At 41.0% G+C, this 17188-nt stretch carries 14 protein-coding genes; 4 read left to right on the top strand and 10 right to left on the bottom strand.

Annotation, left to right across the window (positions count from 1 at the left end; all coding sequences use genetic code 11):
* Window positions 1-19 precede the first annotated feature (19 nt).
* Both BW935_RS08105 and BW935_RS08100 read right to left on the bottom strand, forming a co-directional pair.
* Window positions 20-589 carry a hypothetical protein gene (locus BW935_RS08105; RefSeq protein WP_394333608.1) on the bottom strand — a complete coding sequence of 190 codons (570 nt, stop codon included), beginning with the start codon at window positions 587-589 and terminating at the stop codon, window positions 20-22.
* The gene (locus BW935_RS08100) at window positions 570-857 is read right to left on the bottom strand and encodes an FtsB family cell division protein (protein WP_076500395.1); all 288 of its coding nucleotides are present in this window, start codon (window positions 855-857) and stop codon (window positions 570-572) included. The genes BW935_RS08105 and BW935_RS08100 overlap by 20 nt, the downstream gene beginning before the upstream one ends.
* A gap of 198 nt (window positions 858-1055) precedes the next feature.
* On the opposite strand from BW935_RS08100, the gene BW935_RS08095 reads away from it, so the two are divergent.
* Window positions 1056-3827 carry a VPS10 domain-containing protein gene (locus BW935_RS08095; protein ID WP_076500393.1) on the top strand — a complete coding sequence of 924 codons (2772 nt, stop codon included), beginning with the start codon at window positions 1056-1058 and terminating at the stop codon, window positions 3825-3827.
* A gap of 201 nt (window positions 3828-4028) precedes the next feature.
* Here BW935_RS08095 and yaaA read toward each other — a convergent pair whose 3' ends face one another.
* Together yaaA and BW935_RS08085 are read right to left on the bottom strand one after the other, a co-directional pair.
* Window positions 4029-4772, bottom strand: coding sequence for a peroxide stress protein YaaA (gene yaaA / locus BW935_RS08090; RefSeq protein ID WP_076500391.1), 744 nt, complete (start codon window positions 4770-4772; stop codon window positions 4029-4031).
* 7 nt (window positions 4773-4779) lie between these two features.
* A complete protein-coding gene (locus BW935_RS08085) occupies window positions 4780-10320 on the bottom strand; it encodes a T9SS type B sorting domain-containing protein (RefSeq protein ID WP_076500389.1) in 5541 nt (1846 codons plus the stop codon).
* Window positions 10321-10403: 83 nt separating this feature from the next.
* Here BW935_RS08085 and BW935_RS08080 point away from each other — a divergent pair, with 83 nt between their 5' ends.
* Window positions 10404-11456, top strand: coding sequence for a PorP/SprF family type IX secretion system membrane protein (locus BW935_RS08080; protein WP_076500378.1), 1053 nt, complete (start codon window positions 10404-10406; stop codon window positions 11454-11456).
* 12 nt (window positions 11457-11468) lie between these two features.
* Complete coding sequence (locus BW935_RS08075; RefSeq protein WP_076500376.1) at window positions 11469-12701, top strand: M48 family metallopeptidase; 1233 nt, start codon at window positions 11469-11471, stop codon at window positions 12699-12701.
* A gap of 102 nt (window positions 12702-12803) precedes the next feature.
* Here BW935_RS08075 and ftsY read toward each other — a convergent pair whose 3' ends face one another.
* The 6 genes from ftsY to BW935_RS08050 form a co-directional block, all read right to left on the bottom strand.
* On the bottom strand, window positions 12804-13760 hold the full coding sequence (gene ftsY, locus BW935_RS08070) for a signal recognition particle-docking protein FtsY (protein WP_076500374.1): 957 nt from the start codon (window positions 13758-13760) through the stop codon (window positions 12804-12806).
* A 93-nt stretch (window positions 13761-13853) separates the two neighbouring features.
* Window positions 13854-14006, bottom strand: coding sequence for a DUF4295 domain-containing protein (locus BW935_RS08065; RefSeq protein ID WP_014770900.1), 153 nt, complete (start codon window positions 14004-14006; stop codon window positions 13854-13856).
* A gap of 44 nt (window positions 14007-14050) precedes the next feature.
* On the bottom strand, window positions 14051-14233 hold the full coding sequence (rpmG, locus tag BW935_RS08060; protein WP_076500372.1) for a 50S ribosomal protein L33: 183 nt from the start codon (window positions 14231-14233) through the stop codon (window positions 14051-14053).
* A 32-nt stretch (window positions 14234-14265) separates the two neighbouring features.
* Complete coding sequence (gene rpmB / locus BW935_RS08055) at window positions 14266-14508, bottom strand: 50S ribosomal protein L28 (protein WP_076500370.1); 243 nt, start codon at window positions 14506-14508, stop codon at window positions 14266-14268.
* A gap of 366 nt (window positions 14509-14874) precedes the next feature.
* A complete protein-coding gene (locus BW935_RS18335; protein ID WP_245802663.1) occupies window positions 14875-15009 on the bottom strand; it encodes a C1orf53 family protein in 135 nt (44 codons plus the stop codon).
* Between the two features lie 356 nt (window positions 15010-15365).
* A complete protein-coding gene (locus BW935_RS08050; RefSeq protein ID WP_084565868.1) occupies window positions 15366-15626 on the bottom strand; it encodes a hypothetical protein in 261 nt (86 codons plus the stop codon).
* 241 nt (window positions 15627-15867) lie between these two features.
* On the opposite strand from BW935_RS08050, the gene rocD reads away from it, so the two are divergent.
* The gene (gene rocD / locus BW935_RS08045; protein WP_076500463.1) at window positions 15868-17142 is read left to right on the top strand and encodes an ornithine--oxo-acid transaminase; all 1275 of its coding nucleotides are present in this window, start codon (window positions 15868-15870) and stop codon (window positions 17140-17142) included.
* The last annotated feature ends 46 nt before the right edge of the window (window positions 17143-17188 follow it).

Below are 17188 nucleotides of genomic sequence, written 5' to 3'. Positions count from 1 at the left end.
TCATTGGTGGTGTTTCAAATCAAAAAACAAAACCCACTCGAATCACATAAGGTTCATTATAAGGTGATCGAAGATTATCATGCATCAGGTTATATAAAAAAGTAAAATTAGCACCTCCCCTATTCCCGAATGGAGCAAAATAGCCTGCTCCAACAAAAAAACCAGGTATCCACTCTCGATTATACTCATTGGTATTTCTATTGAATAGGTCGAAATTCAGCATTTCATACTCAGTATAAGCGAAAATATTCGGGAATACATTATATCTCAAAAAAGTTCTTCCGCCATACAGACTCCTATTCCCAGTGCCCACATTGACAAATCTTCTATCATCAAAATACTGGTAAGTAGCTCCAAGACCTCCAGAGAATTTATCCGTGATCATAGCTCCTACCAAGGGCGAGACATCTATGAATGTAATGGTACCAAACTGCATCGCAAAATTACCCCCATAATAAAGCCTGTCTCTCAGTGGCGGGTTCTCCTCAGGATCAATGTAGCGCTGAGCTACTGCTTGGTCAGTGATTACGAAAGCGAATACTGATAATACAATAGAAAAAAATAATACTTTAATCTTGGACAATGACATATAGATCTTCTGTTTTCTTCTTCATCAGATATCTTTCACGGGCAAACTTCTCAAGAAGTTCAGAATTGCTCATCAGCTCTTCTCTATCCTGCTTGATCTTATCCTTCCTTTCTAATAGAAACTCCTTTTGATTCTCTAGTTCTCTTACTTTGGAGCTCAACTTAAACTGCGTCAGAATATCATTAGAATCAATAAAAATCATCCAAAGGACAAAAAGAACTGTGAAAACAAAATAGAAATTCTTGGTGTATTTGAGGTACTTGCTCATGTCCACATCGCTTGGTATGAAACAAAGATAGAAAATTGAATGGCATTGAAAAAAACTGAAGCATGCAAAACTTTGCTAATTTTCATTTCCTCCAAACGAAATTTTTTCCAATCATCACTAAATGAATGGATTTATGATTTTCTTCGCTTTGTTCGTCCACGCTTTTTATATATTGTGAAGAGAAATTCAAACAGAACTATGTATAAACCTTTACGACAAATCAGCATGCTTGCTGCTGTGTTCTTGCTAGAAGCAGGAATCCTCAGTTCCCAGGCACAGCAAATCAAGCCTACAAGCTCCAAAGAAATGCAGGAGGCCTTTGCAAAACATCAAGAAATGTTTCAAAACTCCTCCTTCAAAAACTATCCAATAAGAAATATTGGCCCTACCAATATGTCTGGAAGAGTGACTGACATAGAAGTAAGTAGTGATTATAAAACTTACTATATCGCCGCTGCCTCTGGTGGAGTCTGGAAAACCGAAGACAATGGCCAATCTTTCACACCTATTTTTGACCATCAAGGCACCTTGGGTATGGGGGATATGGCAATTGCACCTTCTAATGATAACATCATTTGGGTAGGTACAGGTGAGAACAACTCCAGTAGATCTACTTATGCTGGCAATGGTGTATACAAGTCTACCGATGCCGGCAAGACATGGGAGTTTGTAGGGTTCCCTCACTCCCAACATATCGGACAGATTCAAATACATCCTACCAATCCTGACATTGTATGGGTTGGTGCAATGGGCTCCTTGTATTCCAAAAATGATGAAAGAGGTCTTTATAAGACAATAGATGGAGGTAAAACTTGGAAAAGAACGCTTTTTGTGGATAACAACACTGGTGTGATAGATATCAAAGTGCAGCCAGGAAATCCAAATGTGCTCCTAGCTGCCACTTGGGAAAGATTGAGAATGGCATACGACTTCATAGGCAATGGCAAAGGTTCCGCTATCTGGAGATCTGAAGATGGTGGTGATACTTGGACCAAAGCTATGGAAGGATTCCCGCAAGACGAGTTTGTAGGAAGAATAGGTTTTGACTTCAGCCTGAGTAGCCCTACTACTGTCTATGCGCTACATGATTATCAAAAATCAGAGCCTCGTGAAAGAAGAGGTGCTGGCAACCAAGGTGACAATCTAACCACGGATAGCTTCAAAAGCATGACTGCAGAAGCTGTCCTTCAGATCGAAGATGATAAACTGAACAGATTTCTTAGAAGTAATAGATTTGCCTCAAAGTATGATGCAGCATCAGTGAAAAAACTAATCGAAAGAAAAAAAATCACTCCTATTGACATTGCTAATTATAACAGCGATGGTAGAGATGCCAATGCCGACATCATCAATTCTACTGTAGTAGGTGCCGAGGTATATAGATCTGATGACGCTGGAAAATCTTGGAAAAAGGTGAACGAGCCAGGTCTAGACCGAGTATATAATAGTTACGGCTATTACTTTGGAGAAGTGAGAACCAGCACATCCAATCCAGACGAGCTATTTATTTTGGGAGTACCTCTGATGGTTTCCAGAGATGGAGGAAAGACCTTCGCTAATACAGACTCTGTTGGTAATGTCCACTCTGATCATCAATCTATGTGGATCAACCCAAAAGATTCCAAGCACATCCTATTAGGTACAGATGGAGGGCTTTATGTTAGTTACGGCAATGGTGAAAGATGGACTCACCTCAACGATCAATTGACCATTTCACAGTTTTATTCCATCATGGTAGATGAAGCAACGCCATACAATGTCTATGGAGGTATGCAAGATAATGGCGTTTGGTATGGCAAATCTACCAACAGACCATCCGAAAGATGGAATTCACTATTTGGCGGTGACGGTATGGTCGTGGCTGTTGATACCCGATCCAACGACATCGTGTATACCGGTTCACAGTTTGGAAATTACTACCGAATCAACACCACGACTGGAGAAAGAAAATATGTAACTCCAGGTCATGATATCGGCAACAAGCCAAACAGATGGAATTGGAGAACGCCTGCTACCTTGAGTAAGCATAATCAGGATATTTTCTACATGGGTTCTCAATATGTCTATAGAAGTTTGGATAGAGGCGATACTTGGGAGACCATTTCTCCTGATCTGACCAAAGGACCTAGAGAAGGGAATGTTCCTTTTGCCACACTCACTGTGGTAGAAGAGTCACCATTAGAATTTGGAACGCTGTACGCCGGATCTGATGATGGTAATATTTGGAATACTCGAAATCACGGTAAAGCTTGGATAGACATCAGCAAAGGTTTACCTCAAAATAGATGGATAAGTAGCATCACTCCTTCTCAGCATGTAGAAGGTCTAGTTTACGTAACCTTGACAGGCTATAGAAATGATGAATTTACACCTCATGTGTATAAGAGCACTAATTATGGCACTACCTGGACGCCGATTGCTGGCAACCTACCTACTGAGGCGATGAACGTCATCCGAGAAGATCACTTACATCCTGACTTACTTTACATAGGATCAGATCATGGACTTTATATCACTATGGACGGAGGAAAGAACTATGAATTGATTCAAGGAAATATCCCGAATGTATCCATATACGACATGGTGATTCAAAAGAAAGAAAATGACCTTGTCATTGGATCGCATGGAAGAAGCGTATTCATCATGGATCTCAACCCTATCTATGAAATGATGAAAAATAAAGGAGCAGAGATCAGCATACTCAATGCTCCTGATACACAACTATTCCAAAGAAGAGGTGCACCTAGCATGGACGCCATGTTCTACACCTCAAACTCTGGAGAAGTTCAGGTAACCATCAAAAACAGTAAGGGAGAAGCAGTGAAAAGCTGGACGGAAAACTTCCCAAAAGGATTCAACCAAGTAAGCTGGGATTTGAGACCTGAATCTGGCAATCCTTCTAGAGGCAAGTTTAGCATCGAGCTCAGCAAAAATGGGCAGACAAGTACCAAAGAATTTGAAATCAAATAAACCAAAAAGGGGATCGAAAATCGATCCCCTTTTTGGTTTTAATATGCGCAACTTGACTAGCTATTTTACTTTCTAAGTTTAATGGCAAATAAAATATCTATCAATAATTTGTCCGCTACGGCGGATCAAATATCAATTAATATCTATCAAGTCTAACTTAAATGAGGAAAATCCCAAGTATCAAAGCCAGATACTCGAAAGCTATCTCACAAATCTCCACTCTGAACCATCACCGTAAAGTTCATAGCCCGCTTCATTGAAAGTTTTGAGTTGCTCGGGATCATTGATGCGGTTTTTGATAATAAAATCAGTCATCATACCTCTAGCTTGCTTCGCAAACAATCCAATAACCTGATATTTGCCATTTTTATACTCTTGAAAAACAGGCGTAACGATTTCGGATTTCAAGGCCTTTTGATCCACCGCTTTGAAATATTCTTGAGAAGCTAGGTTCACAATTGGCTCGCCAGCTGCCACTTCATTGATTGCCTTGGCTATTCTTGAGCCCCAAAATTCATATAAGTTTTTTCCTTTTTTGTTTTCTAATTTGATCCCCATTTCCAATCTATATGGCTGGATCAAATCCAATGGCTTCAACAATCCATAAAGACCAGAAAGAATTCTGAGATGCTTTTGCGCAAAGTCAAACTCAGCATCTGTGTAATTATCCACATCGATTTTGGTATACACATCTCCTTTGAAAGCTAAGAGGGCTTGCTTAGCATTGTCTGGATCAAATGATTTTTTGAACTCCTTATACCTTTTTTCATTGAGAGTGGCAATATTCTCACTTACACCCATCAGCTGCCTGATCTCATCAGAAGTTTTTTTCTTCATGATGGATACTAGCTCAAATGTCTCTTTTTGAAACTCAGGCGTAGTGTACACAGAAATATCTGTGCTACTCAAATCAAGTGTTTTTGCAGGTGATATTAAAGTAATCATAATTCTATTATTCTATAACTAATATAGACTCCCGAAGGACTCTTGTAATATTTTGGTTGTTACTTCTAAACCTCACAACGACCGGATATGTTCCAATTGGCACCTTTTGGCCATTTACTGTACCATCCCAAGGGCAATACCCACCTACTGCATCCCCAGGGAGATTACTCTGCTCACAATAGAAAATCAATTCACCCCATCGATTGTAAATATATACCGATAGCTCATCAATAAAGTCATTGGTATAAATCAAGAATTGCTTGGAGGCATCACTTGGACGCATGGCATTGGGGAACCGCACTCTTAGCTCACAATCCTCCACCACCTCAAAAGTGATCTCCTCCACACAACCCAAATCATCGAATACCACTAATCTGTAATTACCTTCCTGCTGAGGTGTGAAGATTGGGTCTGTGGATATAGGCTCGTCTTCGCCTTCCAGATACCATTCATAATTATCGTATTGACCGGGATCAAGTTGAAATACGATATTTTCCAATGCACAGATGGTGTAAGTAGCCTGTAAGACTGGTGCCACCAAGGTGGACTGAATTACCTGAATCTGATCCCTTCCTACCAAGCATCCGAAATTATTGTAAACTTCAACTTGATAAGTCCCTTGATTAGCCTGATCCACTGAAATCATGGTAGCGTCATCATTGGCAGGAAGTGGTGTTCTATTTCCCCCTTGAACAAAAAACCATCTGATCTGTCCCACAGCATCCATGTCATCAGCATCAATCAGCAAATTCACAAATGTACTCGGTTCACCCACACAGAATGGTTGAACTTCCAATTCAAAATCCACAGCTGCAGCAAATTCCTCCACCTCAAATGGTATCGGAGGAGTCGGACAGTTAGAGCCTACCCTTGGCTGAACATCTAGTGTATACTGCCTAGGTGCAGATGGGAAAAACCGCTGTGATCGTCCAACCACCTGGCTGGATTCATTTCTCCAAAAGAAAAATACAGAAGCTGGATCTGTTCCATCTAAAATAATCGCCTCATAAGACACGCCGTCCACACAGTCTACTTGAGGGGCTGAGAGTTCATATTGGATCGGGTCATTGATAGTAAGATTAATAGTCCTCTCTCTCGGACAAGCAACACCGTCAGGATCTTCTCCAAATACGGTGTATACACCAGAAATATTGAGTAAATAAATGCCGTCTGCGTCAGCATTGATTAAATCCCCATTGGGGTCAGTAACTGTAAATACCAAATTTTGCTGTGTCGATATTTCTAGCTCAAAGCTTTCGCAGGCCACTATATTAGACGGTACATTGAAATCCGCCAAAAATCTCCGTGCTACAGTCACATCACCTACAGGTATGGCACATCCATTGGCATCTTCCACTTGCACCGCATAGTCACCATGACCTATCTCAATGACAGTAGTCTGCCCATCTAGTGCCCCGGTAAGCTCTTGCCCATCTCCTTGACGCATAATGGTATAAGTACCCTGAACAGCAGCACTAAGCTCAATAGTAATGCTTCCAGGAATGATCTCGTTGACTCCGCAGCTTTCGTCGGTACTGTCCAAGGTTATGTTTTCAAATCCTTGGGGTGGATTCACATTTTGAATCGTGGCGGTTCTGGTAAATTCACAGCCAAAATCAGTCTGACCTCTCACTGTATAATTACCTGGTTCCAAATCTGTCAAAGTAAAGAAATCCCCAGCAGACACATTTTGGAACACATCCCCAGTTTCCATTATTTCCAAGACCGACATGGCTATCAATGCTTCTATTTCAAAGCTACCCTCAGGACTATTGCAATCTTCGGCATTGGTTAAAATTACTATTTCGAAATTAGGAAGAGGAAAAACTTCTAGCTCCAAGACTTTCTCCACCAGACACCCTTCTACTATAGGGTCTTCTGTCACAAAAATAATTTCGTACAGACCTGGACCTGGAAGATCTAAAGCTGGCTCTACTTCAAGCTCAAAGGCTAACCCAACAGGAAACTGCACCCTATTCGGATCGCCAGCTCGCTGATAAAACCATTCTCCTGCCACAGGTGTATCTGGAGCGAATACTACCAAAGTCTCGTCATAACACACCTCCTCAGCAGTTTGGGTAAGTTCAAACTCGAATGCAGGCCCTACAAAAACCGATTTCGTAGCAGGACAAGTATCGAAGAACTCATCACTACCTTCTGGCATTCTATAAGAAACAGTCACTGTGTAGATACTTTCCTCGTCTACAACGATGGAGTTTGAATTTTCATCGCCAAACTGAAATCCTGCTGCATTTCTCCATTCAAAATCATACAAACCTTCAGCTGGATCATAACCTTCTATTGCAGTCAAAGTAACAGGCTGCCCACTACAAAGTGTCACATCATCTTCCAGCGTAAGCGTAGGGGGAGCGACAACCAGCACTTCCAATGATTCTTCATAGTAATCTACCTCTCCACACCTGTCCACACGCAAGGTCACCGTGTGTACACCTTCTCTGGTAAAGAAATGGGTTAAATTCTGAAAATCTTCTCCAGGCCCACCGAATTCAGACAAGATTTCTTCCCCATCTTCATGCACTATAGTCCAAAAATAACTATCAATATCGGGCTCTCCACCACCTTCAAACAACCCTTCAGCTCCAACTTCTGGGTCTAAACATAACCTCTCGGGTCCTACGATCTGCGGCTCAGGAATACTACTTCCTGATTGCTGCACAAAAGATGGCAAACCAAGATTGGAGCTAGTACCTGGAGCCAAAAACATCCCCTCTGTAACAGCAGTACTTGGTGTACAATTTTGACCCGCATTGATGGTGCCTAAGGCAGCTTGACCAGGTCTCGCTACATAAATCTGCCCATCTGGACCTACCTGAATTGCACCAATGGGCCCATCTATATCCAATTGCGTACGCGAATCCAATATACACTGCTCCCGTGCTGCTCTACTTGATGCATTATTCAAACATGTCGCACAACTCAGGTCCACATCATCATCTGACGAAGTTGGACTACCTATAAGAAACTCTTCTACTTTGCCCCCATTTCCAGTGTATGTCACAAATAACCTGTTACTATCATTGGAAAATTCCAACCCGTAAACATCATCATTATTACAACCCAAATCCAAATTGGCATATTCAGTTAACCTACCTGTCTGCTGATCGAAATCAAAAATCTCGACACGACTACATGCTCCATCCTGAATAGTGACAGCTACTTTAGATCCATCTGGACTGAACTTCATACTTCCCACTCCTGTGTTGAATCCATGAACGGAACCTACTGAGGAAAATACAGGTGGACCGATACCAAATTGCGTTATCGGATAAGCTCTAAAAGTATTATTCCCCAATTCATGGAAAAGTACCCAAGTCGTATCACCCGAGGCCAAAGCAGCAGATTGCTCTGTGGAAGGACTAAACAAAAGATTATCCTTGGTGACTACATTTCCTACTCCTGTAGGATTCTCTGCAATGATATCTACTACCGAAAACTTCACTTGATTGCTCCCATCAGCGGCCCGCTCAGTTGTAAATAGGTAAAACATGGTCTCCACATTGGGAACTGGTACAGCGATCACACTTTCGGAAGATAGATTGCTTCCTCCAATATTTTCTCCATTTGCCATGACGTTCCCATTCAAATCCCAAACCGTCGAGCCATCTGTGTAGAAAAGCACCTGGCCAGTTTCATCTGAAATCGTGGTAGTTCCCGCAGGTATTGTATTCGGGTGGGTAACGGGTCTTGGCGTAGGCCCATCAGGGTCATCGGGATCAGGATTGAAATCTAAGCCTGCTTGATTCCCGAAGTACCAAATGTTATTATTTTGATCTGGTAGATCCCAAATTCGAATCCTGATACTCGCATACGCATAGCATGAAGAACCCACTTCCCTGACCAAAACCCAGTAAAGTCCTGGTCTACAAACTTCATTTGGAGCTTCTGGCCCCCATCCTTCATCTCGCTTATTGGACCAAAAGTACTCGTAATTACCTCCTTGACCTCCGCCAATTCCTCCAGGAGTTTCACCACCTTGTCCTCCGCCTGCTTGTACTTCTAACAATGGCATCAAGTCTATACAATTAGGCGCACAGAGTGTGGTATCTTGAGGAGTGAAGTTTGCCTCCAAATCATTTTGAGCCAGTTCAATTTCTTTGGTAACTTCCTCCCTAGTTCCATCAGCAAAAGTTACCACAAGCGTAGCTGTGATACTTTGATCTCCCGTCGCCTCCTCAGGAATCAAGAGGTGCTCCTGATTGAAATCCATTTCTATAGGCTCACCATCTTCGTCAGTCAAGGGCGGCGAGAAGGACCATTCAAAACTTACCGGCCTGTAATTTTCAGGTGTGATGACACTTGTCAACTGTACAGGATTATTACTACACGGTTCTTCTGGCTCCCATGTAAAATCTACTTCCGCTTCAATATCAGCATTTGGGGCAAACTGAGGGAAAATCCTACCACAAAAATCCACCCCATCAAATGGATCTTCATCTATCTCCAGTTCCTCCAGATCTTCCTCGTCAGGATTATCTACCCTTCCGATCAATTGAGGACCACCTGCTACTTCTTCATAGATATAATACAATCTTCCATCAGGGCCGACTTTGATATCATAAATTCGGAATACATCATTTTCCAAAGGAATCAATTCAGGGTCTGCATCTAAATCATCCGCAGGAACTCGGAACAATTCATTGCCTCTAGAAAAGTAGATATAATCACTATCAGGGCTGAAGGCTGCTCCTTCTATTGATTCAGCTCCCCCAGATTGCGAAATGGTATTGACTGTACCAAAACTTCCTGTTGCGGTATCAAAATCTACCAATACGATGTCCTCATTAGGGTTTTCAGGAATAAGCATCAATTGTCCTGTTGCTTCATTAAAAATTATCGCCTTTGGTGTAAAAGGTATACCTACATCATCAGTCTCCGTAAAATCACCTTGTGTGGCTTCAATTCTTCTGGAGATTAAGTTGCCTCCATTGAAGCTGATCAAGTAAGAAGGTGATTGTGCTGACTTTACCACTGCGATAGCACCAGTAGCAGGACCAATATTTTGGTTGAGTACAGTTACCTGACCCAGTGGAGGTTGATTCCCTGTCGCTCCTCCAGGTGCATTCATATCTACCACAGAATATTGAAGCTGCCCACCTGGTGTGATATGAAAGGTGTAATACAACTTGTTCCCTTCAGGATCATAATCCAAGACCCCAATAGCTACCTGCTGCCTCCCATCAATATTTCCTCCAATACCGTTTGGAGCACCTTGTATGATATTATCATCATAATTGTAAACCAACTCACCATTTGTATAAAAAAGTTTTTGCCCTGTGATGGGATCAATGGCCACTGCGTTGTTATTTTCCCCAACAACAATAGATCCAGGAAGGGTTCTAATTATAGGCTCCCCACCCTTTCCAAAGGAGAGGTAATTGTTTTCAGTACCTGAGTCACAATAGCCAAAAACCCACTCGTTGTTATTAAACCCTTGTGAAAAACTTTTATTTGAATTTAAAATGCAGGATAATGAGCAGATTACTGCAAAAATCAGAGAAAATTGAATAGATTTAAAAGCTGTTTTCATAATTTACGTCCTGCTAACTAAAACAACGAAAGTTTTGAATCGTTTAGCATCTACATTGAACATCTTAATTAACGAATAAACAATTGATCAGGTCTTATCTATATTGTCTTTTTTTTGTCCCTTTATTTCTAGTTTCCACCCTAGAAAGCAGCGCACAAGACCCGCAATATAGTCAATATTACGCAGCACCCTTATACCTCAACCCTGCTTTTACTGGTGCAGAACAAGCGACAAGAATTGGTGCCAACTATAGGAACCAATGGCCAGGACTCAATGCACAGTTTACGACTTTTTCCGCATATTACGATACCTATCTGGATGATTATAATAGTGGTGTTGGTTTTCTTGTAATGAATGATGTCGAAGGCGCTGCACAACTCAGGTCCACAACCATTTCAGGTTTGTATTCTTATGAATTGAGGTTAGGCCAAAATGCGTACTTCAGACCAGGCTTTCAGGCGAGTTATATCCGCAGAGATATCGGTTTTTTCGAAAATCTCATCTTTGCCAATCAAATCAATCCAGCCGATCCTTTCGGACCAACACAACCTGGTAATGATCTGCCAGGTATAGGTGATCCTGTCAACTTACTATCCCTTTCTTTTGGCGGCTTATTTTTTACGGATCGGTTTTGGTTTGGAGCATCTACCCATCACGTCAACCAACCCAACCAATCTTTCCTAGATGAAGAGAGTGTCAGTAGACTACCTATGAAACTATCCCTACACACTGGAGTCAAAATCCCTTTAGGAAATGGTGGCTACAGAAATGACTTCACTCACATGTACAAGCAAAGGTATTTTGTACCTACGATCAATTACAAGAGACAGGGGCCATTTGAGCAACTTGACGTGGGAGCTTATCTTTTCATGGAACCTATTATTTTTGGGGTTTGGTATAGAGGTTTACCTTACAAGCCCGTGGAGCAACAAAGCAATCGCGACGCAGTTGTAATGATGGTGGGTTTCAATTTGCTATCTGGGTTAAACATGGGGTATAGCTTTGACTACACGGTCTCCAACCTAGGCATTCAGTCTGGAGGAGCGCACGAAGTTAGCGTATCTTACACTTTCCCCTCGAGAAATCAAGGAAAGCCTAGAAGCAGAGATACCGTGCTCCCTTGCCCTAAATTCTAAGAAGAAAAACTTATGGACGCAATACAAATCAAATACCTCTTGATGGGGGTAGTGACTTTTGGTTTCCTTTTTGAAAAAACACTAAGCTTCCTCAATAGCTCAAGGCCTGTTCCGTCCATTCCTCAAACCTTGGATCAGTATGTAGATGAAAAAAAATTACATGAAAGCCATCGGTACCAAAGAGCTTATTACAAATTTGGTTTGCTTACTGGATCGATCAGTTTCTTGATCACTATTGGTCTGATATATTTTGGGGTATTTGGCTGGGTAGATCAGTGGTTGAGTCAGTGGATCAGCCATCCGCTGCTCCTTTCTCTCGCATACTTTGGCATTATCTTTATCGGTTCGGATTTTTTATCGCTACCCTTTGACTATTATCAAACCTTCGTCATTGAAGAAAAATTTGGATTCAATAAATCAACCAAAGCCACCTACTTTTCTGATAAGATCAAAGGCTATGTCTTATCCATCATCGTTGGTGGGGGGCTATTGGCTGTATTGCTTTGGCTAGTACATCAGATAGGTAAAGATTTCTGGTGGCAATTTTGGTTGATTGCTGCTGCATTTATGGTATTTGTAAACCTTTTCTACACTTCCCTAATCCTGCCACTTTTCAACAAACTAACCCCTTTAGAAGATGGTGAGCTGAGAGATAAAATCATTCATTACACCAAGCAAGTAAATTTCCCTTTGGAGAATCTGTTTGTAATCGATGGAAGCAAAAGAAGCTCCAAAGCCAATGCTTTTTTCTCAGGTTTTGGAAAAAGAAAAAAGGTTGTACTTTATGACACCCTGATAGAGCAACATACCCCCGATGAATTGGTAGCAGTACTTGCCCACGAAATTGGTCATTACAAAAAGAAACATATCATCTCAGGGATGATATCAGGGATCTTGCAGATTGGTATTTTACTTTTTATTCTAGCGCAGTTTATCCATAGTGAGGCCATGAGTCTGGCACTTGGAGGCAGCCAAATGGCCATCCACTTGAATATCATTGGCTTCACCATGCTATTCTCTCCCATTTCCATGATCATTGGCATATTTATGAACATGGTGAGCAGAAAGAATGAATTCGAAGCAGATGCCTATGCCAAAGAAACATACGACGGCAAGCCGCTAGCCGAAGCGCTCAAGACTCTTTCGATCAACAGCCTCAGCAATATCAACCCACACCCTTGGTATGTCTTTGTCAATTATTCTCACCCTCCCCTACTAGAAAGGCTGAAAAAACTAGAGGCATAAAAAAATCCCCACATTTCTGGGGGATTCTACATACTCCAAAAGTATATACCCTATTACCAGTAACTAATAACCATTAACCGATAACTAATAACCAAACCCCAATTACTTCTTCTTAAATAAGGAATCCACAAATTCCTTACGATTGAAGACTTGTAAATCGGTCATTTTTTCACCTACGCCAATGTACTTTACAGGAATTCTAAATTGATCAGAAATCCCAATCACTACGCCACCTTTGGCAGTCCCATCGAGTTTGGTAATCGCTAATGCGGAGATATCCGTCGCCTTGGTAAATTCCTTGGCTTGCATAAATGCATTTTGCCCTGTAGAACCATCAAGTACTAACAGGATTTCATGAGGAGCATCCTCAATGAATTTCTGCATCACCCTTTTGATTTTGGTCAATTCATTCATCAAGTTGACCTTGGTATGCAATCGACCCGCAGTATCTACAATAACTACGTCGGCGTTCATCTCAACGGCCTTTTTGACAGTATCAAAAGCCACTGAAGCAGGATCCGTATTCATCCCATGCGAAACCACAGGTACATCTACACGTTCCCCCCAAAGGATCAATTGATCTACAGCCGCTGCCCGAAAAGTATCAGCTGCTCCCAGCACCACAGATTTACCAGCTTGTTTGAATTGATGGGCAAGCTTGCCAATGGTCGTCGTTTTGCCTACACCATTGACGCCTACTACCATGATGACATAGGGCTTTTTGTCAGCAGGTAGATCAAAATCACCCTGATCTGCGCTTTTATTTTCTTCGAGCAGGCCTACGACTTCTTCCCTAAGAATCTTATCCAGCTCATCTGTATTGAGGTATTTATCTTTTGCTACTCGCTCCTCTATTCTTCTGATGATTTTGATGGTAGTATCTACACCTACATCAGAGGTTATCAAAATTTCTTCCAGCTCATCGAGGATCTCCTCGTCCACCTTGGACTTACCAACTACCGCCTTGCTGAGTTTAGAAAAAATATTTTCACTGGATTTTTGAAGTCCTTGATCTAGACTTTCTTTTTTTTCTTTCGAAAAGAACCCGAAAATTCCCATAGTTTATACAATTTGAGCCCGAATATAATGAAAAAGTCCCTCCTGAGTCGAACTCAGAGGGACTTTATATTTGCATTACGATGCAAATGGCAATTATTTTTTCAATGTATCCTGAACCATAGTGGTAGGGACCATCTCTTCTCTGAAGGTGTAAGCACCAGTTTTTTCAGACTTTACAGCCTTGATCACCTTAGCGTAAGTTACACCACCTTCTTTCTTTAGCGTTGCTACTACTTTCTTAGCCATATCTTTGAGGTTTTAAAATTTACCTTGCGGCAAACAGTCCTTGATTATTTAATTTCTTTGTGAACCGTCACTTTTTTCAAGATAGGATTGAATTTTTTCAATTCCAATCTCTCAGTAGTGTTCTTACGGTTTTTGGTAGTGATATATCTTGAAGTACCTGGTTGGCCAGAAGCTTTATGCTCCGTGCATTCCAAAATCACTTGTACTCTGTTACCTTTCTTAGCCATTTCCTTGAACTATTTATAGAGAGTCAATCTAATTATTTAATGATAATGTAACCTTCGTTCTGAGCTTTTTTCAAAACAGAAGAGATACCATTCTTATTGATGGTTCTCAATGCCTTCGAACAAACTTTCAAAGTGATCCAAGCATCTTCCTCAGGCACGTAGAAAGACTTCTTGTGCAAGTTAGGGTAGAATCTACGCTTGGTCTTGTTGTTCGCATGCGATACATTATTACCTACTCGAGGTCTTTTACCGGTGATGTCACAAACTTTTGCCATGATATATGATCGTAATATTTATTGCGTTTTTCTAATTGAGTCTGCAAATATCGGAGTTTTTAATGAATTACCAAAAGCGAACTTCAAAATAATTCCGTAAAGTTTTAAAAATGTGGATGTGAGGTTTAGAAGGCCCTCTAATTCTCGCAAAGCACTCCAAGTAGCAAAGTTTGAAAAGAATAGACAATACCTCGGATTACAATCACTTCCCACTACGCTCAATCCTTACCCCCTAGCCCGTTATGCAAATATCGATTAAACTTCTCCTCAACCCAGTACGGAAAACCTCTCTCATCCCCCCAACCAGTTAACCAATTAAACAATATGTTTCCTCAATCTTGAAATTTCAAAATCATCAATCCCTCACTAAGGCTTCGCGCTTCCATACGGACAATGCCTGCAGCCATTCCCACAGCAATATCCTCTCCTTAAGTGATACTGCGCAGTAAAGACCATCAACCCATTTTCATTGAGGTAATAATCTCCTGGTATCAACTTCATCGGGGCGGAGGGTTTCTTTTTGGAATTCATGTCCAAATTTAATGGATTTTTTTGATCCTATCAGGCTTAGATAAACCTAAGAGATTTTTGAAGTTTAAGTGGAATAAAAAATAAAACATGATTATCCGCTTTCTTGCCAGTAGAACCTAAAAACTGGAATGAACCTATTATTTCAAGCAAATATCAATGAATAACTTGTCCGCTACGGCGGATCCAATATCAATTAGTATCGAGCTGATCCAAGATCTAATTTGAATTAGTTAGTTGTCTAATTGCGGATACACATATAATAAAAAGTCCGAATTCTGTTATTCAAAATAAACCTTTAAGATTTATAATAAAACAGAATTGACAACTTAGCTTTTCGCCTCCAAATCTTTTATAATCCTATCTTTCAGTTGAATAATCCTTTCCTTTTGCTCTAACTGCCCCTCAAGAGCTGAAATTACTTGCTTTAAAGAATTCACAATCTCCAAATGTTGCTCCTTACTCAAATGACCATAAACAGGATCGCTTTCTTTGAATATAGGATCGATTACATCATTTTCGGTTTTCATTATAAGCATTTCACCTTCTCCAGTTAATAACCAAACAGGATTGACCTCAGGAAAATGCATCACAAAAAGTTCTATCCACTTGGTTTGAATATCCTTATCCTTCCCTACTGCCTTAGAAATTGTGCCATTACCAGCACCGATTTTTTGTTCAATTTTCCGAATACATAATCAACTCCTCCACCCCCCTTTCAAAAATCCCCTTTAGAATTTTACTTTGAAAACAAAATATTACCTTTACACCTGTAGTGTGGATTTGGAAAAATCTTCTCAGGAAGGTCGAATTGACAAGAAAAATAATTTTATGATGGAAACAATAAACTCAAGTAAACAAGCTATCGAGCTGGAAGACAAGTATGGAGCGCACAATTACCACCCACTACCGGTAGTATTGAGCAAGGGAGAAGGCGTGTTTCTATGGGATGTAGAAGGCAAAAAGTATTACGATTTTCTTTCCGCTTATTCAGCAGTCAATCAAGGTCATTGCCACCCTAGGATCAAAGATGCCCTGATCGAGCAGGCTGGAACATTGACTTTAACTTCTCGTGCATTTTTCAATGATGTACTTGGTCCTTTTGAAAAATACATCACGGAATACTTTGGATTTGACAAAGTGCTTCCTATGAATACTGGCGCAGAAGGCGTGGAAACTGCCCTCAAAATCGCAAGAAAATGGGGATATGAGAAAAAAGGAGTTGCCGAGAATGAGGCTGTAATCATTGTCGCTGAAAACAACTTTCATGGCAGAACGACCACCGTTATTTCATTTTCTAATGATGAAAATGCTAGAAAAAACTTTGGCCCATACACCCCCGGATTTGTCAAAATACCTTATGATGACATCCCAGCTTTGGAAAAAGCATTGGAAGATAAAAACGTAGTCGCCTTCCTCGTAGAACCGATTCAAGGCGAAGCAGGTGTATATACACCAGCTGAGGATTTTATCCGAAAAGCTTCTGAAGCCTGCAAAGCCAAAAATGTCCTGTTCATCGCTGATGAAATCCAAACGGGTATCGCAAGAACAGGTTCACTGTTAGCTGTATGTGGCAACTGTAACTGCGAAGCACATTGTGAAAAGCAAGCTAGCTACACGCAACCTGACATGTTGATCTTGGGAAAAGCTATTTCTGGTGGATTCTACCCCGTGTCAGCCGTTCTTGCAAACAATGACATCATGAATGTCATCAAACCAGGGCAACATGGTTCTACTTTTGGTGGAAACCCTCTAGGTGCTAAAGTTGCCATGACTGCCTTAGAAGTAGTGAGAGACGAAAAGCTAGCAGTGAATGCACGTAAACTTGGAAAAATCTTCCGAGAGAGAATGCAAGTGCTCGTAGATCAATACAGCATCTTGAAGCTGGTAAGAGGAAAAGGCTTACTCAATGCAGTAGTTGTCAATGACTCCGAAGACAGCGCTACAGCTTGGGACATGTGTGTAGCCTTGAAAGACAATGGGCTATTAGCCAAACCAACCCATGGTAATATTATTCGCTTTGCCCCACCTTTGGTGATGACCGAAGAGCAATTGCATGAGTGCTGTGATATTATAGAGAAGGTGGTGAAGGAGTTTGACAGGTGATAACTCGAAATATCGTAGAAATACGATTGAAATAAAGTTGAAATAT

The organism is Belliella pelovolcani (genome assembly GCF_900156785.1).
In the GTDB taxonomy this organism is placed as follows: domain Bacteria; phylum Bacteroidota; class Bacteroidia; order Cytophagales; family Cyclobacteriaceae; genus Belliella; species Belliella pelovolcani.
Note: the sequence above shows the minus strand (reverse complement) of the source record. Positions and strands in the feature narration are given on the sequence as shown.